The sequence below is a fragment of the Aeromonas encheleia genome, assembly GCF_900637545.1.
GTDB classification, from domain to species: domain Bacteria; phylum Pseudomonadota; class Gammaproteobacteria; order Enterobacterales; family Aeromonadaceae; genus Aeromonas; species Aeromonas encheleia.
This window is the reverse complement of the sequence record NZ_LR134376.1, coordinates 2,989,387-3,009,989: the sequence shown is the minus strand read 5'-3', so window position 1 is coordinate 3,009,989 and position 20,603 is coordinate 2,989,387. Positions and strand designations below refer to the sequence as shown.

21 protein-coding genes are annotated in these 20,603 nt (G+C 61.2%); 11 read left to right on the top strand and 10 right to left on the bottom strand.

Features of this window, described 5'->3' with window-relative positions:
• Positions 1-112 precede the first annotated feature (112 nt).
• The 4 genes from EL255_RS13940 to EL255_RS13915 all read right to left on the bottom strand — a co-directional run bounded on the left by EL255_RS13940 (position 113) and on the right by EL255_RS13915 (position 5,707).
• Positions 113-1,006, bottom strand: a complete 894-nt coding sequence (locus EL255_RS13940; RefSeq protein ID WP_042654909.1) for an EamA family transporter — start codon at positions 1,004-1,006, stop codon at positions 113-115.
• Between the two features lie 117 nt (positions 1,007-1,123).
• Positions 1,124-1,870: a DeoR/GlpR family DNA-binding transcription regulator gene (locus tag EL255_RS13935; RefSeq protein ID WP_042654943.1), complete on the bottom strand. Its 747-nt coding sequence runs from the start codon at positions 1,868-1,870 to the stop codon at positions 1,124-1,126.
• A gap of 500 nt (positions 1,871-2,370) precedes the next feature.
• Positions 2,371-4,803: a formate C-acetyltransferase/glycerol dehydratase family glycyl radical enzyme gene (locus EL255_RS13920; protein ID WP_042654908.1), complete on the bottom strand. Its 2,433-nt coding sequence runs from the start codon at positions 4,801-4,803 to the stop codon at positions 2,371-2,373.
• Between the two features lie 4 nt (positions 4,804-4,807).
• Positions 4,808-5,707, bottom strand: a complete 900-nt coding sequence (locus EL255_RS13915) for a glycyl-radical enzyme activating protein (RefSeq protein ID WP_042654907.1) — start codon at positions 5,705-5,707, stop codon at positions 4,808-4,810.
• Between the two features lie 127 nt (positions 5,708-5,834).
• Between EL255_RS13915 and fsa the strand changes: the two genes are divergently transcribed.
• Positions 5,835-6,485: a fructose-6-phosphate aldolase gene (gene fsa / locus EL255_RS13910; protein ID WP_042654906.1), complete on the top strand. Its 651-nt coding sequence runs from the start codon at positions 5,835-5,837 to the stop codon at positions 6,483-6,485.
• A 111-nt stretch (positions 6,486-6,596) separates the two neighbouring features.
• Positions 6,597-6,785, top strand: a complete 189-nt coding sequence (locus tag EL255_RS13905; protein WP_042654905.1) for a hypothetical protein — start codon at positions 6,597-6,599, stop codon at positions 6,783-6,785.
• Here EL255_RS13905 and EL255_RS13900 read toward each other — a convergent pair.
• Positions 6,782-7,972, bottom strand: coding sequence for an HD-GYP domain-containing protein (locus EL255_RS13900; protein WP_042654904.1), 1,191 nt, complete (start codon positions 7,970-7,972; stop codon positions 6,782-6,784). The genes EL255_RS13905 and EL255_RS13900 overlap by 4 nt on opposite strands.
• A gap of 171 nt (positions 7,973-8,143) precedes the next feature.
• On the opposite strand from EL255_RS13900, the gene rsuA reads away from it, so the two are divergent.
• A complete protein-coding gene (gene rsuA, locus EL255_RS13895) occupies positions 8,144-8,836 on the top strand; it encodes a 16S rRNA pseudouridine(516) synthase RsuA (protein ID WP_042654903.1) in 693 nt (230 codons plus the stop codon).
• Between the two features lie 96 nt (positions 8,837-8,932).
• Here rsuA and EL255_RS13890 read toward each other — a convergent pair whose 3' ends face one another.
• The gene (locus EL255_RS13890; protein WP_042654902.1) at positions 8,933-9,835 is read right to left on the bottom strand and encodes a DMT family transporter; all 903 of its coding nucleotides are present in this window, start codon (positions 9,833-9,835) and stop codon (positions 8,933-8,935) included.
• A gap of 233 nt (positions 9,836-10,068) precedes the next feature.
• Between EL255_RS13890 and EL255_RS13885 the strand changes: the two genes are divergently transcribed.
• Both EL255_RS13885 and yfcE read left to right on the top strand, forming a co-directional pair.
• Entirely contained in the window at positions 10,069-11,706 is a 1,638-nt protein-coding gene (locus EL255_RS13885; RefSeq protein ID WP_042654901.1) for a peptide ABC transporter substrate-binding protein, read from the top strand.
• A gap of 10 nt (positions 11,707-11,716) precedes the next feature.
• The gene (gene yfcE, locus EL255_RS13880) at positions 11,717-12,259 is read left to right on the top strand and encodes a phosphodiesterase (RefSeq protein ID WP_042654900.1); all 543 of its coding nucleotides are present in this window, start codon (positions 11,717-11,719) and stop codon (positions 12,257-12,259) included.
• Between the two features lie 33 nt (positions 12,260-12,292).
• Here yfcE and EL255_RS13875 read toward each other — a convergent pair whose 3' ends face one another.
• From EL255_RS13875 to flgA, 3 genes are all read right to left on the bottom strand, one after another.
• Complete coding sequence (locus EL255_RS13875; protein WP_042654899.1) at positions 12,293-12,709, bottom strand: flagella synthesis protein FlgN; 417 nt, start codon at positions 12,707-12,709, stop codon at positions 12,293-12,295.
• A complete protein-coding gene (gene flgM / locus EL255_RS13870) occupies positions 12,706-13,023 on the bottom strand; it encodes a flagellar biosynthesis anti-sigma factor FlgM (protein WP_042654898.1) in 318 nt (105 codons plus the stop codon). Before flgM ends, EL255_RS13875 begins: the two co-directional genes overlap by 4 nt.
• A gap of 94 nt (positions 13,024-13,117) precedes the next feature.
• Positions 13,118-13,723 (bottom strand): flagellar basal body P-ring formation chaperone FlgA, encoded by a 606-nt coding sequence (gene flgA, locus EL255_RS13865; RefSeq protein ID WP_042654942.1) that lies wholly within the window; start codon positions 13,721-13,723, stop codon positions 13,118-13,120.
• A gap of 232 nt (positions 13,724-13,955) precedes the next feature.
• On the opposite strand from flgA, the gene EL255_RS13860 reads away from it, so the two are divergent.
• From EL255_RS13860 to flgE, 6 genes are all read left to right on the top strand, one after another.
• On the top strand, positions 13,956-14,867 hold the full coding sequence (locus EL255_RS13860) for a chemotaxis protein CheV (protein WP_042654897.1): 912 nt from the start codon (positions 13,956-13,958) through the stop codon (positions 14,865-14,867).
• An 18-nt stretch (positions 14,868-14,885) separates the two neighbouring features.
• Complete coding sequence (locus EL255_RS13855; RefSeq protein ID WP_042654896.1) at positions 14,886-15,710, top strand: CheR family methyltransferase; 825 nt, start codon at positions 14,886-14,888, stop codon at positions 15,708-15,710.
• Between the two features lie 62 nt (positions 15,711-15,772).
• On the top strand, positions 15,773-16,171 hold the full coding sequence (gene flgB / locus EL255_RS13850) for a flagellar basal body rod protein FlgB (protein ID WP_042654895.1): 399 nt from the start codon (positions 15,773-15,775) through the stop codon (positions 16,169-16,171).
• The gene (flgC, locus tag EL255_RS13845) at positions 16,171-16,590 is read left to right on the top strand and encodes a flagellar basal body rod protein FlgC (RefSeq protein WP_042654894.1); all 420 of its coding nucleotides are present in this window, start codon (positions 16,171-16,173) and stop codon (positions 16,588-16,590) included. Before flgB ends, flgC begins: the two co-directional genes overlap by 1 nt.
• 110 nt (positions 16,591-16,700) lie before the next feature.
• Entirely contained in the window at positions 16,701-17,438 is a 738-nt protein-coding gene (locus EL255_RS13840) for a flagellar hook assembly protein FlgD (RefSeq protein WP_042654893.1), read from the top strand.
• A gap of 12 nt (positions 17,439-17,450) precedes the next feature.
• Positions 17,451-18,809, top strand: a complete 1,359-nt coding sequence (gene flgE, locus EL255_RS13835; protein ID WP_042654892.1) for a flagellar hook protein FlgE — start codon at positions 17,451-17,453, stop codon at positions 18,807-18,809.
• Between the two features lie 388 nt (positions 18,810-19,197).
• Here the strand turns inward: flgE and EL255_RS13830 are convergent, their stop codons facing one another.
• Entirely contained in the window at positions 19,198-20,115 is a 918-nt protein-coding gene (locus EL255_RS13830; RefSeq protein WP_084228416.1) for a hypothetical protein, read from the bottom strand.
• Between the last annotated feature and the right edge of the window lie 488 nt (positions 20,116-20,603).

The following is a 20,603-nucleotide window of genomic DNA, read 5'->3' as shown; positions in this document are numbered from 1 at the left end:
CCTTGCTCTCCTGAGGTTCGGCGTCCTGCCGGGATCAAACGATATCAGGCCCGCGAGGGCCTGTCTCAGAATGGGAACTTTCCCCGCATTGGTCAATGGGCGGCGTGACGACTCAGTGGTTGGGCTGTGCCTTGAACAGCCGCAGTCGTCCCCCCAGCAGGTGCACCACGAAGCCGAGCAGCACCAGCCCTGAGCCCAGCCATTGCAAGGGGGTGGGATGTTCATCGAGCAGGATGGCGGCGGTCACCATGCCGACGCAGGGCACCAGCAGGGAGAGCGGCGCGACCTGGGCCACCGGGTAGCGCATCAGCAGGCGGCCCCAGAGGCCGTAGCCGAGCCAGGTGGCGACCAGCGACAGATAAAGCACGCACAGCAACCCCTGCCAGCTGAAGTGCTGCAGGCTGTCGACGATGCGCGCCTGCCCCTCGAACAACCAGGAGAGGGCGAGGAACGGCAAGATGGGCACCAGGCCACCCCAGGCGATGAGGCTCGGCAGGGAGGTCTGGTAGCGCAGGCCTATCTGGCGGTTGATGACGTTGCCAAGCCCCCAGCAGGCGGAGGCGCACAGAGTCAAGACGAAGCCGAGCAGGGTCAGGTTGCCCTCGCCGTTGGCGGCGATCAGATAGAGGCCGCCCCCCGCCAGGGGCAGGGCGACCCAGTGGTGGGTCTGCCAGCGCTCCCCCAGCCAGATCATGGCGAACAGCAGGGTGAACAGCACCTGGGATTGCAGCACCAGGGAGGCCATGCCCGCCGGCATGCCGAACTTCATGGCGCTGAACAGGAAGGCGAACTGCCCCAGGCTGATGGCGCCGCCGTAGGCCAGCAGCCAGCGCCAGGGCATGGCGGGCCTGGGCACCAGCAGGATGGCGGGGAAGACCACCCCGATGAAGCGCAGCGCCCCCAGCAGCAGCGGCGGTATGCCGTCCAGCCCCCACTTGATCACCACGAAGTTGAGCCCCCAGCAGAGGATGACCAGGGCGGCCAGACACTTGTCCTTGGTTTGCATGACACTTCCTTGTTGGATCAGGGAGGCGCTCGCCGGACGGGCCGGTGAGTCGACAGAGACTCGAGCATAACCTCTAAGGGGTGACCGGCGTCAAGCCGGCACTGTGCAATCAGGGCATCAGGCGGCGACGCAGTGCAGTGTCACGCCACGGGCCATGAGTGCCTCACGCATGGGGGCGGACAGGGCATCGTCGGTGACCAGCACTCCGATCTGACCGGGTCGGCCTAGCTGGCTGGGATGGATGGCGCCAAACTTGCTGCTGTCGGTGATGACCACGTTGGTCACCCCCTTGGCCAGCACGCTGTTGACCACGTCGGCCCGCATCATGTCGCGGCCGGTGAAGCCCACCTCGGGATGAAAACCATCGACCCCGATGAAGGCCTTGGAGAAGTGCACCTGCTCGATACAGAGCCGGGTGAGCGGCCCCACCACGCTCTCGCTCTGCTGCTGGTAGAGGCCGCCAAGCAGCACCACCGGGGTCTGGGTGTCTTTGAGTAGGTGGGCGATGAAGCTGCTGATGGTGATGATGGTGACCCGCTTGTTCAGGGCCAGATGGCGGGCCAGCAGGGAGTTGGCGCTGCCCCCCTCGATAAACACCGTCTCGCCATCGTCCACCAGCTGGGCGGCCCGCTCGGCGAGGCGCTCCTTGAGCAGGTAGTTGATGTTCATGCGGGCATCGGGATCATCGCTGTCCAGCGCCATGGCCGAGCCGTGCACCCGCTTGAGCAGCCCCTGTTTCTCCAGCGCGGTGAGGTCGTTGCGCACCGTGACCTCGGACACACCGGTCTGTTCAGCCAGCTCGCTCACGCTCATCTTGCGAGCCTGATGGACCAGGGTGAGGATCTGTTGGCGGCGTAGGTTCATGGTGATGGCTCGATTCGAACGATGGAGAAGCATGGCGGCCAGTGCCGCCATGAGGGTCGCCGATCAGCGATGCTGCTCGGCGCGGCGATGATATCACCTCGCGCATCCGGCGATAAGATGGCGCCGGCGCGCGAGTGGCAGGTCGCCGCTTGCACCTGCCATGCCCGTCAGAGGCTGTGTTCGGTGCGGGCTATGATGTCATCCTGCGCATCCGGGGAGAGCGCGGCGAAGAAGATCGGGTAGATCGTCGCCACCCTCAGTTGCCTTCGGCACATCCGTCAGAGACTGTGCTCGGTACGGGCGATGATGTCATCCTGCGCATCCGGGGAGAGCGCGGTGAAGAAGATCGGGTAGATCGTCGCCACCCTCAGTTGCCTTCGGCACATCCGTCAGAGGCTGTGCTCGGTACGGGCGATGATGTCATCCTGCGCATCCGGGGAGAGCGCCGTGAAGAAGATCGGGTAGATCGTCGCCACCCTCAGTTGCCTTCGGCACATCCGTCAGAGGCTGTGCTCGGTACGGGCGATGATGTCATCCTGCGCATCCGGGGAGAGCGCGGTGAAGAAGGCGGAGTAGCCCGCCACCCGCACCACCAGATCCCGGTATTGATCGGGGTCAGCCTTGGCCGCCAGCAGGGTCTCGCGCGAGACGATGTTGTACTGCACGTGCCAGCCCTTGTGTACCTCGAAGAAGGTGCGCAGCAGGCTCATCAGCTTGGCCTTGTCCTGCTCGTTCTCCAGGCTCGCCGGGCTCAGCTTCTGGTTGAGCAGCACCCCGCCGAGGATGGCGGCGGTGGGCAGCTTGCCCAGCGAATTGAACACGGCGGTGGGGCCGAGGCGATCCGAACCCGAGGCCGGGCTGGCCCCTTCCGCCAGCGGGGTGTGGGCGTGACGGCCGTCCGGGGTGGCCTGGGTGGCCGCCCCGAAGGGCACGTTGGCGGAGATGGAGGAGGTGCCGGCGTAGTAGGTGCCGCCGATGGGACCCCGGCCGAAGCGGGTGTTGTGCAGCCCCTTGAGCTCATCGATGTAGCTCTGGTAGGCGCGCACCAGCAGCAGATCCACCTCGTCCAGATCGTTGCCGTACTTGGGGGCCGCGTGGGTGAGGCGCTGGCGCAACTGCTCCCCCGCCAGTCCGGCGAAGTCCTGCTCCAGAGCCTCGGCCAGCACCGCCTGATCGACGATGCCCTGCTCGAACACCAGCTTCTTCAGCGCCGCCAGGCTGTTGCCAAGGTTCGCTATCCCCACCTGCAGGCCTGAGACCCAGTCATAGACGGCGCCGCCCTGCTTGATGGTCTTGCCGCGCTCGATGCAGTCATTCACTAGCGTGCTGCAGAGGATGTCGTGGGCCTGCTCCTCCAGCACGCTGTCCACCACGCAGTCGATCTCGATGGACTTGCGGGTGAAGTAGCGCACCTGCTCGTCCCAGCGGGCCATCACCTCCTCGAAGGAGCCGAAGTTGCCTTGGCGCAGCGACTGGGCCTGGGGCAGGAACACCCGGCCCGTGGTGGCATCGCGGCCGCCATCCAGCGCCGCCAGCAGGATGCGGGCGAAGTTGATGAAGCTCATGCCGGTGCAGCGATAGCCCCACTTGCCGGGCACCGCTGTCTCGATGCAGCCGATGGCGGCGTAGTGGTGGGCATCCTCCACGCTCACCCCCAGCCTGATGAACTCGGGGATGACGACCTCATCGTTGTTGAAGGCCGGCATGCCGAAGCCGCAGCGGATCACCTGGATGCAGGCGTCGAGGAACGCCTCGCTCATGCCGGCATGGTAGCGCACCGAGAGGTTGGGCTGGGTCGAGCGCAGCTGGCCGCAGGACTCGAGGATGGCATAGGACAGACCGTTGACCGCGTCATGGGCCTGGCCATCGCGCCAGTTCTGGCCGCCTATGGTGACGTTCTGGTAGAGCGGGCTGCCGGCGGAGGCCTTGGAGTGGGTGCCGGAGCGGATCTTGTTCACCTCCAGCAATTTCAGCCAGCACCCTTGCAGCAGCTCGATGGCACGCTCGCGGGGCAGGGTCTCTGACAGCTCAACCTCGCGGCGATACCAGGGATAGAGGTACTGATCCATCCGGCCGAAGGAGACGGAGTGGCCGTTGGACTCGATCTGCAAGATGAGCTGGATGAAGTAGCAGAGCTGCAGCGCCTGCCAGAAGGTTTCCGGCGGCTGGTGGGCGATGCGCTCGCAGTTGGCGGCCATGGCCAGCAACTCGTTGCGACGCTCTGTACGGGATTCACTCTCGGCCATCTCGCGGGCCAGGGTGGCGTAGCGCTCTATCTGATCGCTCACCGCATCGAGCGTGATGGCCACCGCCTGCAGGAACTGCTCGCGCCGCAGATCCGCCCAGTCGGCGAGATCGAGCCGGGTGCGCCGCTCGGCCACCCGCGCCTTGACCCCGGCCAGCCCCTTGGCGAGCAACTCCTCGAAGTTGACCGCGAGGTGGGCATCCCCCGAGGTCATGTTGCCCTCGGCCTTGATGATGCCACTCTCCAGCAGCGCCTTCTGCTCGTCGGTGAAGATGCCGAGGCAGCGATCCTGCACTGTCTGGCCGCGCCAGAAGGGGGTGAGGGCGTGAATGGTCGCCTTGTCGGCTTCGCTCACCGCAAAGCCGGCGCCGGGCCTGTCCGCCAGCTCGTCTATCTCCTTCTCAATCCAGCCCACCGTGTACTCGGGGAAGAGCGGGGCTCCGCGCACCTGGCTCGCCTGGTTACCGACGATCAGCTCGTCGTGCTTGATCCAGATGCTGCGCTCCTTGAGGTGGTGAGCCAGCGCCAGGGCGCGGCGCACCGGCAGCGGCCGGGCCAGGTGCGCCTGATAGGCTTGCGTGTAGTGGCGGGCGCGCTCGGTGCAGACCGGCGGCTGGACTATGTGGATCAGGCTCTCCTTGTGGGCGCGGATCCGGGGGCTGAGGGTATTCAGGTCGAGCTGGGTCATGATCTTATCCTCGGGTGACAGGGGTCAGCCCCTGACGTTGGGCGTAGGCGTGGGCAAAGTGGAGCAGATCGGGGTCATCGAGCGGTGTGTCCGGCGCCAGGTAGGGCTGGTCCAGCAGGGCATATTTGCCCATCCCCAGGGTGTGATAGGGCAGGAAGTGGATCTCCCGGACGGTCGCCAGGCTGGCGGCGGTGTCGACTATGGCCGCGATGCTGTCGCTGTCGGCATTGAAGCCCGGAATGAGGGGCACCCGGATCTGCAGCGGGATGCCACGCTTGGCGAGGCGCCTGAGGTTGTCCAGCACCAGCGCCACCTTGCCACGAGTCCATTCGAAGAAGCGCGCCTGGTCGAGGTGCTTGAGATCGGCCAGCACCAGATCGAGATGGGGGAGGCTCGGCTCAATCTGCCGCCAGGGCACATGCAAGCAGCTCTCCACCGTGGTGTGCAGCCCTTCTGCCTTGCAGGCTCGCAAGAGATCGCGAGCGAGTTCGGGTTGCATGAAGGGTTCGCCCCCGGACAGCGTCACCCCACCGCCACTGCGCTCGAAGAAGGGGCGGTCTCGCAGTATGTCGCTCATCAGATCATCCAGGCTCTGCTCCTGGCCGCACACCCTGAGCGCCTCGCTCGGGCAGCATGTCCGCAAGGATGCCAGCTTGTCCCTGCCGAGCCGGCGGCGATCGATGCAGAGGGCCTCGTCCTGGCGGCGGATGGCCGACGGGCAGGCGCGCTGGCAGAGATCGCACCCCGCGAGGCAGAGCCTTGGATCGAACAGCAGATCCGGTGTGGGGGAGCGGCTCTCCGGGTTCTGGCACCAGCGACAGGCCAGGGAACAGCCCTTGAGGAATACCAGGGTTCGGATGCCGGGACCATCGTGGGTCGAGTAACGTTGAAGGTCGAAAATCATACCGCCTCCTTTTGATTGGCATGATAACAACCTTCATTCGTAAGCTGTTTTGATTTTGATCAACTAAACGAAGGGCGTAACTTCGCTAGAATGGTGACAGTTTGAACAGCCTGTAGAGGAGTCAGATATGGAGCTTTATCTCGATACCGCCGATGTGGCGGCGGTGCGTCGCTGGTCCAGGATACTGCCGCTGGCCGGAGTCACCACCAACCCGTCCATCGCCGCCGCCGGGGGCTTGCCGCTAAGAGAATTGCTGCCGGCCTTGCGCGAGGTGCTGGGGCCCAAGGCGCGGCTGTTTGCCCAGGTGATGGCCAAGAGCGAGACCGAGATGGTGCGCGAGGCGTTCGCCCTGCGTGAGCTGGACCCGGATCTGGTGATCAAGATCCCGGTCTGCGCAGAGGGGTTGGCGGCCATCAAGAGCCTGACCGCCAACGGCGTGCCGACCCTGGGTACCGCCGTCTACACCCCGCTGCAGGGGTGGCTGGCGGCCCAGGCAGGCGCCGAATATGTGGCCCCCTATGTCAACCGGCTGGATGCCCAGGGCGGTGACGGCATCGCCACGGTGCGGGAGTTGCAGCAACTGCTGGCGCTGCACGCCCCCGGCAGCAAGGTGCTGGCGGCCTCCTTCCGCACCCCGCGCCAGGCGCTGGACTGCCTGCTGGCGGGTTGCCAGTCCATCACCCTGCCGCTCGACGTGGCCGAGCAGATGCTGAGCGTGCCGGCGGTAGATGCGGCGCTCGCGAAGTTCGATCAGGATTGGCAACGGGCGTTCGCCTGAGGTCCACGACAGGCGTGAGTGAGGATCGAGGCGGGGCAGGAGGGTGGACTAAGCTAGTAGGAGAGCGCCCGATTTGATGGGCGGGTACCGATGGCTGACTGGAGGTGTCCCATGAGCGACCATACCCTGCTGCCCCATGGTGAGGATCTGCGCCGCGCCGTACGCTGGCTCAGCGAACACCATGAACACGACATCCGGGCCATCGAAGAGGCCTGCGTCCGTTTCGATCTCTCCCCGCTGGACGAGGAGTTCCTCCTCCGCTATTGCCGCGAGCAGGCACCGGAGTCTCAGATCCGCTAGACGAAGTGGGCGAGGTCGATCCCGTACTCCTTGGGATCCACCGTGCTCTCTATGCTCTCCTGGCCCCCGTTTCTGGCGAGATCCAGCCACTGCACCTCGAGGTAGTGGCGCTGGGTGGCGTGGTAGATCACCTTCACCACCGGTTTGAGCGGCTCCTTCGCATTGCGCTGCATGACGATGGCCAGCCGCTGGTTGGAGAGCTGCACCAGGGTGCCGACCGGGTAGACTCCCATGCACTTGATGAAGCGGGTCACCAGCGCCCGATCGAAGTGGTGATCGGCCCCCTTGAGCAGGATCCGGAACGCCTGGGTTGGCTGCATCCCCTGCTTGTAGACCCGGTCCGCCGTCACCGCATCATAGACATCGACGATGCCGCTCATGCGGGTGTAGAGGGAGAGCTGCTCCCCCTTCAGGTGGCGAGGATAACCGCTGCCGTCGAGCCGCTCATGGTGATTGGCGGCCACCTCCAGCATGGTGGGGGTGATGCCGGCCGTCGCGAGCAGGATCTCGGCGCTGTGCACCACGTGCTGGCGCATCACGCCAAACTCCTCGTCCGTCAGCTTGCCCGGCTTGTTGAGCACCTCGTCCGGCGTCATGATCTTGCCCACGTCGTGCAGCAGGCCACCCAGGGTCAGCTCCTTGAGCACGTCGCGCTCCAGCCCCAGGTAGCGGCCGAAGTTGGCCAGCAGTATGGCCACGTTCATGGAGTGCTCCATCAGGTAGGCATCCTTGGCCCGGATCCGGGCCAGGCAGAGCATGGCGTCGCCGTGGCTGAACATGGTGTCCACCATCTCTTCGGCGACCGTCGCGAGCGGTGTGATGTCGATGGGTTCTCCCGCCTTGAGCTGGCGAATGAACTTGCCTTGCAGCTCGCGGGCCTCCTGGTAGAGGCGGCGGATCTTGAGTTCGCGGCCTTCGCCGCTGGCGCTGCCACTCGGGCGTGGGGAGGAGGGGGAGACGGGGTCGGGGGTGATGATCTGCTCGATGCCCGCCAGCTTGCTGCGGGAGAGATCCAGCTGCACCGTGATGACGCCACGCCGCACTAGGGATTCGATCTGCTTGCGGTTCGTGACCAGCCCCATCTGGGCTATTTCCATGGCGCCGGTCTGGCTGGTGATGGCGATCACATACATGCCGGGTTGCAGCTGGTTGACGGGGATGACGGGATGAGGTGTGCTCGACTTCATACGGCTTCCTGACATTATTATTATGGGTAACCTGGGTCCTCGGTCTGCAGTCTACCACCGGCCATCGGTCCCGTCATGGCCACATGCGACTACCCACCCCGCTTATTGCTGGCGTTGTCGGGCTCGGCCTATATAATGACGCCCCTTTCATGATGGACTCTGAGGTTGTGCATGCGGCTCGATAAGTTTCTTTGCGATTGTTCCGATTTGACCCGTTCCCAGGCGGGCAGGCTGATCCGTCAGGGTGAGGTGATGGTGGACGGGATCCTGGTCAAGCAGCCCGCGTTCCACATCAATGAGCAGAGCCAGGTGGAGTTCGATGGGGTCATGCTCACCCTGGATCAGCGCAATCGCTACTTCATGCTGCACAAACCGGAAGGCTACGTCTGCTCCAACGAGGATCCGGATCATGCCACCGTCTTCCAGTTGCTGGATGAACCGGCCATGGGCAAGCTGCACGTGGTGGGCCGGCTCGATCTCGACACCACAGGGCTGGTGCTGATCACCGACGACGGTCAGTGGTCCCACCGCATCACCTCGCCCCGCCACGAGTGCGCCAAGACCTACCATGTCTGGCTGGCCGATCCCGTGAGCCCGGACGCCATCTCGCTGTTTGCCGACGGGGTATTCCTGCGCAACGAGGACGACAAGACCCGCCCCGCCCAGCTCGAGCTGCTGGGTGAGTGCGAGGCGCGGCTGACCATCCACGAGGGCAAGTATCACCAGGTGAAGCGGATGTTTGCCGCCATCGGCAACAAGGTGGTCCGGCTGCATCGGGAGCGGATCGGGGGGCTGAGCCTAGACGAAGAGTTGGCACCGGGTGAATACCGTGAGCTGACCGAGGATGAGATTGCCCAGTTCTGAAGGGAGTTAGTCGGCATCTGCTAGGCGCTGAACCTGGCCGGATGCCGGTCTGCGAGCCGCTCACCGCCAGCCTCTTCGAGACTGGCGTGAGGGGCGTTAGGGGCCGCTGATGCCCAGCACCAGGGCCGTGCCCAGGGTGGCCAGCAGGGCGCCGGCCCAGGCCGCAAGGGCGGGACGCTGGCCCGAATGCCACCACAGCAGGGGCAGCAGTATGACCGGGGTGGTGGAGGAGAGGATCGCCACCATGCCCACCTCACCCTGACGCAGGGCGACCAGGATCAGCGTCATCCCCAGGGCCATCGCCAGGAAGCCGTTGATGCCTATCATCCCCAGCACCCGCCGGTTGATGGGGTTGTGCGGCAGGGCGAGCGGCACCCGCAGCACCCGCAGCACGCAGTGTGCCAGCAGGGCGCTGCCCATGCGGATGCCGGAGGCACTCACCGCATCCACCCCGCTCATCATCACGGGTTTGGCGATGATGGCGCCGAGGCTCTGACACAGGGCCGCGGTCAGGCCCAGGGCGATGCCGACGGCGAGGTGGCCACGCACCTGTTCCCATTCGTGGTGTTGCTGGTTGCCGCGCCGTCCGAACAGGATGGCGAGCATGACGCCGGCCAGCACCAGCAGTGCCCCCAGCAGACGCCAGCCGCCGAGTCGTTCACCGAACAGCCAGAGCCCGAGCAGGGCGGAGAAGAGCGCGTGGCAGGAGAACAGCAGGCCACTGCGGCGCGGTCCCAACCGGTTCATGCAGGCGAACAGGGCGGTATCGCCGATGAAAATGCCGATGAGCCCCGACAGGGCCAGCAGGGGCAGGGCGCTCTCGGTGAGGGTCTGCCAGCCGCCTGTGGCCAGGCTGGCGCTCCCCAGCATCAGGCTGACCAGGAACATCCGCCAGCGACTGTAGGCAAAGGCCCCCAGGTGGCGGGCCGGTTTGACCGAAATCAGGGCGGCGATCGCCCATAAACTGGCCGCTGCCAGCGCCAGCCACTCGTAGCCCATAAAGATCCCTGAAAATGTAGCTAGAAAGACGGGTCAGGCTGCTGTCAGCGCCTGCCATCCGTACTGCATAAAAACACCTGAAAAAAAACAGCCCGAAAGACTCCATCTCTTCGGCAAGCCCGATACAATACGGGCCGTCTTCGGGGATAACAAGCGCGGCATCATGCATTCCTGTCGAGGCGCGCCGCCGGCCTTCCCCTGTTTGCAGTCCATAGAATTGAATGAGGTTTGTCATGCTTTACCGTTTTGCCCCTCGGCCGGCCCGTCGCTGGTGCTCCCCCTTGCTGCTCGGCCTGCTGCTGACCCCGCCACTGCACGCGACCCAGGTCGTGCAACAGCCGCCGCTGGCGGATCGCCAGACTCTGGTCAAGGGCAACGGGGCCGAGCCGGAGTCCCTCGATCCGGCCCAGATCCGCACCGGCTTCCCGGGCGAGGTGGTGCTGGTGGACCTGTTCGAGGGGTTGGTGAGCGAGGATGGCCAGGGCAAGATAGTGCCGGCCCAGGCCCAGCGCTGGGAGACCAGCAAGGATGGGCTGGAGTGGCGCTTCTTCCTGCGCCCGCAGCTCAAGTGGTCCAACGGTGAGCCGCTCAGGGCGCAGGACTTCGTCTATGCCTGGCGGCGGCTGCTGGATCCGGCGCAGGCCTCCCCCTCCGCCGGCTTGCTGCTGGCCACCGGCATCAACAATGCCCAATCCATCTATGCCGGGGCGCTCGATCTCAATGCGCTGGGGGTGGTGGCCGAGGGCGATCAGATCCTCAAGGTGACGCTGGAGCGGCCCGTGCCCTACTTCCTGCAGCTCATCAGCCAGCGCCCCTTCGTGCCGGTCAACGAGCAGGCGGTGGCCAAGTTCGGCAAGCAGTGGACCCAGCCCGGCAAGCTGGTCAGCAACGGTGCCTACAAGCTGGTGAACTGGGTGCCGAACGAGCGCATCGAGGCCGAGCGCAATGCCCAGTACTGGGACGATGCTCATACCCGGATCCAGCGGGTGACCTATCTGCCACTCGCCTCCCAGCACGCCGAGCGGCTGCGCTACGAGGCGGGGGAGATCCAGCTCACCAACAAGGTGGCGCTGGAGTATTACCAGAAGACCAGGCAGGAGACCCCGGAGCGGATCTGGGGCCTGCCGCTGCTGGGCACCTATCTCTACACCTTCAACCTGCGCCGCCCCGAGCTGCAGGACGTGCGGGTGCGCCAGGCGCTCGCCATGACCATAGACCGCCACCTGCTGACCGAGAAGGTCAGCGGCCAGGGCGAGCAGCCCGCCTGGTCCCTGCTGCCCGGCATGCCGGGTTATGAGGCATTGAGGTCCGAGCTATCGCTGCAGGATCAGCCGACCCGGCTGGCCAGGGCGACCGCCCTGCTGACGGAGGCGGGCTACAACAGCGCCCATCCCCTCAAGCTGACGCTGACCTACAACACCTCGGAGAATCACAAGAAGCTGGCGCTGGCGGTGGCCTCCATGTGGAAGCCGCTGGGGGTGAGCGTCGAACTCAACAATATGGAGTGGAACGCCTATCAAGTGGCCAAAGACAGCGGCGACTTCATGCTGGCCCGCTCCTTCCTGTTTGGTGACTACGTGGAGCCTTCCTCCATGCTCAACAGCTTCCGCTGCCAGGATCCCCAGAACGAGAGCGGCTACTGCAACCCGGCCTTCGACGGCTTGTTGCAGCAGGCAGCGGACACCCTGGATGGCACAGTCCGGACCGGACTCTACCGCCAGGCCGAGCAGCTGCTGATGGACGAGATGCCCGCCATCCCTGTCTATCACTACAACCAGATGCGGCTGGTGGATCCCAGCCTGCGCGGCCTGCCGAGCCGCAACCTGAAGGGCGCCATCGCCACCAAGGATCTCTATTTCAGCCAGCCATGAGGAACGAGAGATGAAGATAGCCATTATCTCCGACATACACGGCAGCCTCAGCGCCCTGGAGCGGGTGCTGGCGCAGCTTGCCCCCTGGCAGCCGGATCACTACCTGCTGCTCGGGGATCTGCTCAACCACGGCCCGCGTAATCCGGTCCCCGAGGGCTATGATCCCGCCGCCGTGGCCGAGCGGCTCAATCTGTTGGCGCCTCAAATCATGGCGGTGCGGGGCAACTGTGATTCGGAGGTGGATCAGATGCTGTTGCACTTCCCCCTCACCGCGCCTTACAACCAGCTGCTGGTGGATGAGCGGCGCTGGTTCGTCAGCCACGGTCACCTCTACCGCCCCGGCGAGGTGCCCTTGCCGGCGGGCAGCCTGTTCATCAGCGGCCACACCCATGTTCCTGTGCTGCAGCGGGAAGGGGCGCTGGTGCTGATGAATCCGGGATCCATCTGTTTTCCGAGAGGGGCGCTGGCGGCGAGCTACGGCTGCTATGAGCAGGGCGTCATGCGCATTCATGCCTGCGCCGACGGTGCCGAGCTGATGCGACTGGTGCTGTGAAACGCTAAAACGGGTGAGAAGAGGGGGAGGGTATTACGCCTTGATGCCCTGGGAGCGGGTGCCGGAGCGGGTGTTGCCCTTGGCGTCATAGGTCAGGGAGTTTCTGTCCCTCAGCTTGCTGAGGAAGCTGGCCAATCGACGGTTGGAGACGATGCTGAGCTCCAGCAGCCGACCGTTGAGGTCATTCTGCTCCTGGCAGGCGTCCAGCTTGGTCTGCAATGAGTGCAACTGGGCGGGGAAGGCACTGAGCTGTTGCCGCAGATCGGGCAGCTCGGCCAGGCTCTTGTCCAGCGCTTCTATGGTGGCAAGCAGTTGCTGCTTGCGCTCGGCCAGGGCCGGCAAGGCCAGGGCCTGATGTTGTTTGAGCAGGTCAAACTCCTCCGCCAGCAGCGCTTGCATCTGGGAGAGGTACTCGTTTTGGGCGTGCAGCAGTGAAGGCAGGTCCATCATCCCAGACGCTTGTCCAGGTCGGCTTCAAAACTGAACATCTTCTTGGCCACGGCTTCGCTGTCGACCTTGTACTCCCCGCTGGCCACGGCCTTCTTCAGGCTCTCGATGCGGCTTTCGTTGCCGGTCGAGACGGTGTTGAGGGTTTTCTGCATCTGTTGCAATTGCTGCGCCTCGCTGGTCAAGGAGACAGAGTCGGTCTTGACGGTTGCCGCACGGTTGCCTTCGGCCGAAGTCGTGGATTTGGTCGCACCCTGGCTGGTCGCCGTATTCTGCAACCGGTTGTTTGCCAAGTTGTTGATATTGTTGATAGCCATACGGTTTACCTTCGTCTGCTTTGCTGTTCGCTTACCTGTTTATCGGTGACGGCGGTCAGAACTTTAGAAAAAAATTGCTGCATTAATACAACAATCAGAATGGGACCACCACAGTCCCAACGGCCGTGACCTTGCCCTGTACCGGTCTGCCTGAGCGAATGTTAACAAGCCTGATCATGTCTCCGAAGCTGCCATCTTGCAAGGCTCGGGCCATGGTTTTGATCTGCATGCTGCTGTTTTCCGCGCTCAGGGTGACCTGATCCCCCTTGCAGACCACGCAGACCTGGGTGAGCCGAATGGGCTGGCCCGGTTTGAGCTCACGCTTGCTGCGCACCCCGATGAGGGGGGCGGGGTCGCTGAGATAGTCACCGCGGATCAGGGTCTGATCCTGATAGGCCAGGGTCAGCATGGCTTCGCTCAGTATGTCCCCCTTGGCCACTGGGGCTGCGACCGTGACATAGGGTTTCTGGATGCTGACCCGCACCGGCAGGTAGAGATCCCAGGGCGCGGCGCCCTCGCACTTGAGATAGACGGTGGTGTTGCGGCGGATCTCCATCCTGGCGGGGAGGGAGATGGTCAGGCCATCCTCGCAGCGGTTGAGGGGGAGCCGCTCATCGATAGAGGCGGCCTGTACCTCGGCCTGGGCATCGAGGGGGACCTCCAGCTGGTCGAGTACGAACGCCTGTGCCTGCTCTTGCAGATATTGAGTGACCTCGGACGCCATGGCGTGAGAGAGGCTGCAAAACGGCAGTAAGATGAGGAAAAGTCTACTAATCATTTTCGTGTGCCGGCCGATAGGTTGTTCACGTATACCACCGTATTTAACTATGCTTGCTGCGTTTGTCGCAGGATCCGGTTGTCGAGACGGCGATGGTCTGACGCAAGCCAACACGCATGCATGATTAGTGCCAAGCGTTTTTTAGGGAGTGTTTATGGCGAGTATTCTTGACTCGGTCAACCAACGGACCCAGCTGGTGGGACAAAACAGACTGGAGCTGTTGCTGTTTCGTCTCAACGGACGTCAAAGATTTGGCATCAACGTCTTCAAGGTGCGCGAGGTGCTGCAATGCCCGCCCTTGACCATTATGCCCAAGCTGAACTCCAGTGTGCGGGGGGTGGCCCACATCCGTGGCCAGACCATCTCGGTGATCGATCTCAGCATGGCGATGGGCAAGCGCCCGATCCAGGATCTGAGCAAGTGCTTCATCATCATCTCCGAGTACAACCGCTCCATTCAGGGCTTCCTGGTGCACTCGGTCGAACGCATCATCAACATGAACTGGGAGTCCATCCTGCCGCCCCCCAAGGGCGCCGGTCGCATCAACTACATGACCGCGGTCACCGAGGTGGATGGCGAACTGGTGGAGATCCTGGACGTGGAGCGGATCCTCAACGAGATCTCGCCGGTCTCGACCGAGGTGAGTGCCGAGCTGGTGGAAGCCAGCGTGGAGCGCAATCCTCACGGGCGCCCGGTGCTGGTGGCCGATGACTCCTCGGTGGCGCGCAAGCAGGTACAGCGGGCACTCGAGGCGATCGGGGTGCAGTGCGTGCTGGCCAAGGATGGGCGCGAGGCCCTCAACATGCTGCTGGAGATGGTCAAGCTTGGGCCCATCAAGGATCAGATTGCGCTGGTGATCTCCGACATCGAGATGCCCGAGATGGACGGCTATACCTTCACCGCCGAGATCCGTAACAATCCCAATCTCAAGGACTTGCATGTTATCCTGCACACCTCTCTGAGTGGGGTGTTCAATCAGGCCATGGTGCAGAAGGTCGGAGCGAACGATTTCATTGCCAAATTCCAGCCGGATGAATTGGCCAAGGCCGTACAAGGCGCTCTCTAATAAAGAAGAACTAACTGCATGAAGACACTGTCGGACGACTTATACAAACAATTCAGCCATTTTCTGGCGCTGCAGAGCGGCATAGTGCTGGGTGACAACAAACAGTATCTGGTCAAGAGCCGTCTGTCGCCCTTGATGGCTCGGTTTGGTATCGAGAGTCTGTCTGAACTGGTGACGCGGGCGATGAATGTGCGTGAGCGGGACCTGAAGATGGCCGTGGTCGATGCCATGACCACCAATGAAACCCTGTGGTTTCGTGACTCCTATCCGTTCCAGCTGCTGAGTGACAAGATCTTCCCCGAATTGGGCAAGAGCGGCCGCCCGATCAAGATCTGGTCCGCCGCCTCCTCCTCGGGGCAGGAGCCTTACTCCATCGCCATGATAGCGCTGGAGCAGCAAGTCAAACGGCCGGGCACCTTGCCGGGCGGGGTGCAGATAGTGGGGACCGACATCTCCAGCACCATGCTCAACCAGTGCAAGGAGGGGGTCTATGACAGCCTGGCCCTGGCGCGGGGGCTCTCGCCCGAGCGCAAGAAGCTGTTCTTCGAGCCGCACGGCGACAACAAGATGCGGATCTCGGAGCGTGTCAGAAAATTGACCAGTTTCCGGCCGCTGAACCTGCTGGAGAGCTACAGCCTGCTCGGCAAGTTCGACATCATCTTCTGCCGCAACGTGCTCATCTACTTTGCCCCCGAGGTAAAGTCCAAGATCCTCAACCAGTTCGCCGCCAGCCTCAATCCTGGCGGCTACCTGATGCTGGGGGCCTCGGAGTCCCTGGCCGGCCTCACCGACAAGTTCGAGATGGTCCGCTGCAACCCCGGCATCGTCTACAAAGTCAAATAATCCCCCTCTAGTCCCTCTTTGGCACACCTCTTGCTAAACATTCGTCAAGCAGGAGGTGTGCTATGGCAATTTCATTCGACAAGGCATTTGGTGTTCATCAATACACGCTGAGCGTTCGCGCCAAGCGTGCGGAGGTGCTATCCAGCAACATTGCCAACGCGGACACCCCAGGCTTCAAGGCCAGGGACATCAACTTCTCCCAGGCGTTGCAGGATGCCCAGAGCCAGCAAGGGTTCGGGCTGGCCACCACCAGCGAGAAGCATTTCGCCCTGCAGATGGATGCCCCGGGGGCGACCCAGTACCGCAACCCGCTGCAACCCGATACCGGTGACGGCAATACCGTGGACGTGCAGCAGGAGCGCAGCGAATTCCTGCGCAACAGCCTCGAGTACCAGGCCTCCCTCGAATTTATGAACAGCAAGATAAGCGGCCTGCTCAAGGCGTTGAAAGGAGATCAGTGATGAGTTTGTTCAAGGTCTTTGACATTGCAGGCTCAGCCATGAGCGCGCAATCCGTCCGCCTCAACACGGTCGCCAGCAACATGGCCAACGCCGACAGCGTCAGCTCCAGCGTGGAAAAAACTTACCACGCCCGGCGGCCAGTCTTTGCCGCCCAGCTGGATCAGGCCATGTCCGACAAGCAAGCCTCGGTCGGGGTGGATGTGAAAGGCATAGTGGAGAGCGATGCGCCGCTGCTCAAGGAGTACAACCCCAGTCACCCGATGGCGGACAAGGACGGCTTCATCTTCAAGCCCAACGTCAACATGGTGGAGGAGATGGCGGACATGATCGCCGCCTCCCGCAGTTACCAGACCAACGTTCAGGTCGCCGATGCGGCCAAGAAGATGCTGCAGCAGACGCTCGGCCTCGGCAAGTCCTGACACTGAGGGTTGATTATCCATGACAGAGACCTATGACAGCTTGCCGGGCATCGATAATCAGCCCACCCGACACCGGGTTTGGCAATCCTTGAAAAGAAGGCGGTGATTCAATGGCAGATACCTATGACAGCCTGCTTGGCGTCAACCGGGCTTCGGCAAACCAGACCAGTACGGGCAATACCACGACCCCGAAAAAGGAGCTGGATCAGGCCTCCTTCCTGAAGCTGCTGACCATGCAGCTCTCCTATCAGGATCCCTTCAAGCCGGTGGACAACGCCCAGATGTTGTCCCAGATGACTTCGATGTCGACCTCGGAGGGGATCAGCAGCCTCTCTACCCAGATGGGCAGCCTCAACAGCCTGATGACCTCCAGCCAGGCGCTGCAGGCGTCGGCGCTGGTGGGCCAGAGCGTACTCATCCCCTCCAACACCGGCTATCTGGAGAAGGGTGGGTCCGTCTCCGGCATGATCGCCACCGGCGACGGCGCCAGCAACCTCAAGGTGACGGTGAAGGACGAGAGCGGTCAGGTCGTCAAGGAGTTTGCCATCGAGGGCGAGAAGAAGGGCAACGTGGCCTTCGAGTGGGACGGCAAGGACAAGGACGGCAACCTGGCCAAGAGCGGCAAATACCAGATCGAGATCCACGGCACAGTGAATGGCAAGTCGGAGGCTATCCCGGCACTGGCCTACGCCCAGGTCGAGAGCGTCACCCTCGGCACCAGCACCAACCCCAGCACCCTCAAACTCAAGGGCCTGGGTGGCATCTATCTGACCGACGTATTGGAAATTGGCGGGACGAACGGCAAGTCGACCACGACCCCGGACTCGACCTCTAAAGCAGTGATCTAAGGAGATAAAGACATGTCATTCAACAATGCCCTCAGCGGCATCAATGCGGCTCAAAAAGACCTGAACGTCACCGCGAACAACATTGCCAACGTCAATACCACCGGCTTCAAGGAGTCCCGCGCCGAGTTCGCGGATGTTTACGCCAACTCCATCTTCGTCAATGCCAAGACTCAGGTCGGCAACGGGGTCGCAACGGGGGCGGTAGCACAGCAGTTCCACCAAGGGGCGCTGCAATTTACCAACAACGCGCTGGATCTCGCCATCCAGGGCAACGGCTTCTTCGTCACCTCGGACGGGATGAACAGTCTGGATCGCACCTACACTCGCTCAGGGGCCTTCAAGCTTAACGAAAACAGCTATATGGTCAGCAACTCCGGCGGCTACCTGCAGGGCTACGAGACCAACGCCGACGGTACCCCCAAGGCGGTCAGCATTAGTGCGACCAAGCCAATCCAGATCCCGGACAAGGCCGGTGAACCCGTCCAGACATCCCAGGTCAATGCCGGCTTCAACCTGCCGTCCGATGCCAAGCCACAGGCAGTGGGCAATGGTGCCGCGGATGCTTCCAAGTTTGACCGCACGGATTTGAACACCTACTCCTCCTCCACTTCCGTGATTGCTTACGACTCTCTGGGTGAACCCCATACCATCACCCAGTACTTCGTGAAAGAAGCAGACCCGGCTGACACGACCAAGGCGGCGGTACCGACTGCCTGGCGCATGTACCTCTATAAAGGTGACCAGCCCATCGACATCGTGGGGGGCACGGCCACCACCATGGCCACTGGCGTTAGCCAGGCTCCCCTGAGCGCCAAGGTGACCTTCGATGCTTCCGGCAAGATGGTGACCCCGACCACCCCGGCGGTCATCAAGACGGAAGCACTGGGAACACCGGGTGCCGGCATCATCACCAATGGCGCCGACGGCACCCAGCAGATCGAGTTCAAGTTCGGCACCGTGACTCAGTACGCCTCACCGTTCGAAGTCAACAAGTTGACCCAGGATGGTTCCACCGTCGGTCGCCTGACCAAGGTCGAGATTGGGGCGGACGGTATCGTCTCCGCTACTTACAGCAATGCGACCACGGTCAAGGTGGCCATGGTGGCCGTGGCCAAGTTTGCCAACTCCCAGGGGTTGACCCAGATAGGAGACACCTCCTGGCGTCAGTCCATGCTCTCCGGTGATGCCTTGCCGGGCACCCCGAACACCGGCACCTTTGGTTCCATCAAGTCCTCGGCGCTGGAGCAGTCCAACGTGGACTTGACCACCGAGCTGGTGGACCTTATCACCGCCCAGCGTAACTTCCAGGCCAACTCCCGTTCCCTGGAGGTCAACACCTCGCTGCAGCAGAGCATATTGCAGATCCGCTAACCCATTAGCTGGTTGTAGCTTGTAAAGGGGCGCTTCGGCGCTCCTTGTCATCTGGGCTCAGGGCAAACACGCTGTCACTTTTTCCCCTGTAATACTGCTGATAATTCATAGTGATACTATTTTTATTTTTGTGAGTAGAAGGGTGATACCAATCCGCAGTTGGTTACCTCTCGCCGTTCAACCTGAGTGACACACTTATTATCTGAATCCCTGCTTTATGGACAGCGCGTCATTTTTCCCTAGAAACAGTTATGGATTAGCCAAGGTGTAGCATTATTAGGAACAGATATTTAGTCCCATATCTCTGAAAATAAAAATAGCCACTCATAATTATTTCTAATACAGAGTGACTATTGCATACAGAAAATATCATGAAGTAGCGAGAAGTTTAGTTAATTTTACCTATCGCTCTGATTCCATTATCTTCGCAGAAATCATAACCATCGCAGTATTGAACTTGATAGATATACTCCTTGCTTGAGTTCAAGGCATTTTCAGTAGAATTGATGTCGATATAATCCTCATTGTCTGCACCGACACGAGCTAGCTCTATAAACTTGTGATCTTGTGGGGCGCCAATGTTTTCGGCTCTAGATATCCGAGTGTATTTATGATGGCGTATGATGCTAGCGGTGTTATCTGAATTGTGCCAAGACAACTGAATCTCACTGTTGAGGTCACTGCTAGCCTTTAGTTGGGTAAGGGGGTTAAGTTTAGGGAACTGTACTTTTATATTCGTTAAATTGGATTGTTCTGAAATTCGGAGTCTATGACTGGTTAATGCGTCGAATGAGGCGATGCTGTTGCCACATAATGAAAAGTACTTTGGTATGAATCCAGTATACCGAGGTTGGTCGCTACCATCATAAAACCTCATCGATAATTGAGTCGCGCCGCTGGAATAAACTGTAGCTTTTTCAATGTTTTTTGATTGAGATAGCATATAATTATCTGGAGATGAATTTGCTCCCACAGAAAATTCCATAAACGTGTAGGAATTATACTCTGCTGGTTGATTGATGTCATTGGTTCCTCGTAGTGAATAGCTACGATACTTTGGGTTAGAACCCATGCTTGACAACATGCCTATACGACCAGCAGATGCACCCCCTTCAGCATTAGGACCGGTATCATTGAAATTGTGACCAACAAGCAAGCTTGAACCTTCAGGTACATTTAAACGATACATTTGGCAACCAGAGTAAATGCCTTCATATGCTAAAGTTGCAGCGTGGTTAATAACAGGCTGATTAGCTAGAGCTGAAGAGGAAAGCAGGATAAAAGAGGAGGCTAAAATACATTTCATGAGAAGGTATCCATAATCAAAAGGAGTGCAGTATAAATCAATTAAGCTCCACTTGGTGCCCCTTGTTGGGGGTTGACTTATTTTTATTATTTCGTTTAAGTGGCCATTTTTAATGGAGTCAACATCCTTTCAAAAACAACATCTGAGTGGCAATATTGCCCAAATTCGCCATTGAAACGTTATTCAACAAGGCCCGAGCGATCGCTACAGTCGGTGTAGTACAGACCTCATCCTCGTCGACCATGGTGTGCTTGGTGAAGCCAGTTGTTCATGGCATCGGTATTCAAAGAAGTAACGGATGAGTGGCGAGATGAAATCACCCCGCTTGAAATCCAGTATGAGAATACGATCACGGCCTTTGACAAATGGCCATGAAACACACCCGTCCCCAGCGCAGTGGCATGGGTACCTAATTTTATAGCCACCCCATTTTTACTTTTGCTATTTAAAGAAGCGCTGCCATAGAGTGGGTGAGCTAGCTGTCAACA

What these genes read in the sequence shown, in the direction of transcription:
- EL255_RS13875 (WP_042654899.1), bottom strand. Translation starts at nt 12,709, where the DNA reads ATGATGGACCTGCCTTCACTGCTGCACGCCCAAAACGAGTACCTCTCC.
- rsuA (WP_042654903.1), top strand. Translation starts at nt 8,144, where the DNA reads ATGCGGCTCGATAAGTTTCTTTGCGATTGTTCCGATTTGACCCGTTCC.
- flgM (WP_042654898.1), bottom strand. Translation starts at nt 13,023, where the DNA reads ATGGCTATCAACAATATCAACAACTTGGCAAACAACCGGTTGCAGAAT.
- EL255_RS13905 (WP_042654905.1), top strand. Translation starts at nt 6,597, where the DNA reads ATGAGCGACCATACCCTGCTGCCCCATGGTGAGGATCTGCGCCGCGCC.
- EL255_RS13885 (WP_042654901.1), top strand. Translation starts at nt 10,069, where the DNA reads ATGCTTTACCGTTTTGCCCCTCGGCCGGCCCGTCGCTGGTGCTCCCCC.
- EL255_RS13915 (WP_042654907.1), bottom strand. Translation starts at nt 5,707, where the DNA reads ATGATTTTCGACCTTCAACGTTACTCGACCCACGATGGTCCCGGCATC.
- EL255_RS13840 (WP_042654893.1), top strand. Translation starts at nt 16,701, where the DNA reads ATGGCAGATACCTATGACAGCCTGCTTGGCGTCAACCGGGCTTCGGCA.
- fsa (WP_042654906.1), top strand. Translation starts at nt 5,835, where the DNA reads ATGGAGCTTTATCTCGATACCGCCGATGTGGCGGCGGTGCGTCGCTGG.
- EL255_RS13830 (WP_084228416.1), bottom strand. Translation starts at nt 20,115, where the DNA reads ATGAAATGTATTTTAGCCTCCTCTTTTATCCTGCTTTCCTCTTCAGCT.
- EL255_RS13860 (WP_042654897.1), top strand. Translation starts at nt 13,956, where the DNA reads ATGGCGAGTATTCTTGACTCGGTCAACCAACGGACCCAGCTGGTGGGA.
- EL255_RS13920 (WP_042654908.1), bottom strand. Translation starts at nt 4,803, where the DNA reads ATGACCCAGCTCGACCTGAATACCCTCAGCCCCCGGATCCGCGCCCAC.
- flgC (WP_042654894.1), top strand. Translation starts at nt 16,171, where the DNA reads ATGAGTTTGTTCAAGGTCTTTGACATTGCAGGCTCAGCCATGAGCGCG.
- EL255_RS13855 (WP_042654896.1), top strand. Translation starts at nt 14,886, where the DNA reads ATGAAGACACTGTCGGACGACTTATACAAACAATTCAGCCATTTTCTG.
- flgE (WP_042654892.1), top strand. Translation starts at nt 17,451, where the DNA reads ATGTCATTCAACAATGCCCTCAGCGGCATCAATGCGGCTCAAAAAGAC.
- EL255_RS13890 (WP_042654902.1), bottom strand. Translation starts at nt 9,835, where the DNA reads ATGGGCTACGAGTGGCTGGCGCTGGCAGCGGCCAGTTTATGGGCGATC.
- EL255_RS13900 (WP_042654904.1), bottom strand. Translation starts at nt 7,972, where the DNA reads ATGAAGTCGAGCACACCTCATCCCGTCATCCCCGTCAACCAGCTGCAA.
- EL255_RS13935 (WP_042654943.1), bottom strand. Translation starts at nt 1,870, where the DNA reads ATGAACCTACGCCGCCAACAGATCCTCACCCTGGTCCATCAGGCTCGC.
- yfcE (WP_042654900.1), top strand. Translation starts at nt 11,717, where the DNA reads ATGAAGATAGCCATTATCTCCGACATACACGGCAGCCTCAGCGCCCTG.
- flgB (WP_042654895.1), top strand. Translation starts at nt 15,773, where the DNA reads ATGGCAATTTCATTCGACAAGGCATTTGGTGTTCATCAATACACGCTG.
- EL255_RS13940 (WP_042654909.1), bottom strand. Translation starts at nt 1,006, where the DNA reads ATGCAAACCAAGGACAAGTGTCTGGCCGCCCTGGTCATCCTCTGCTGG.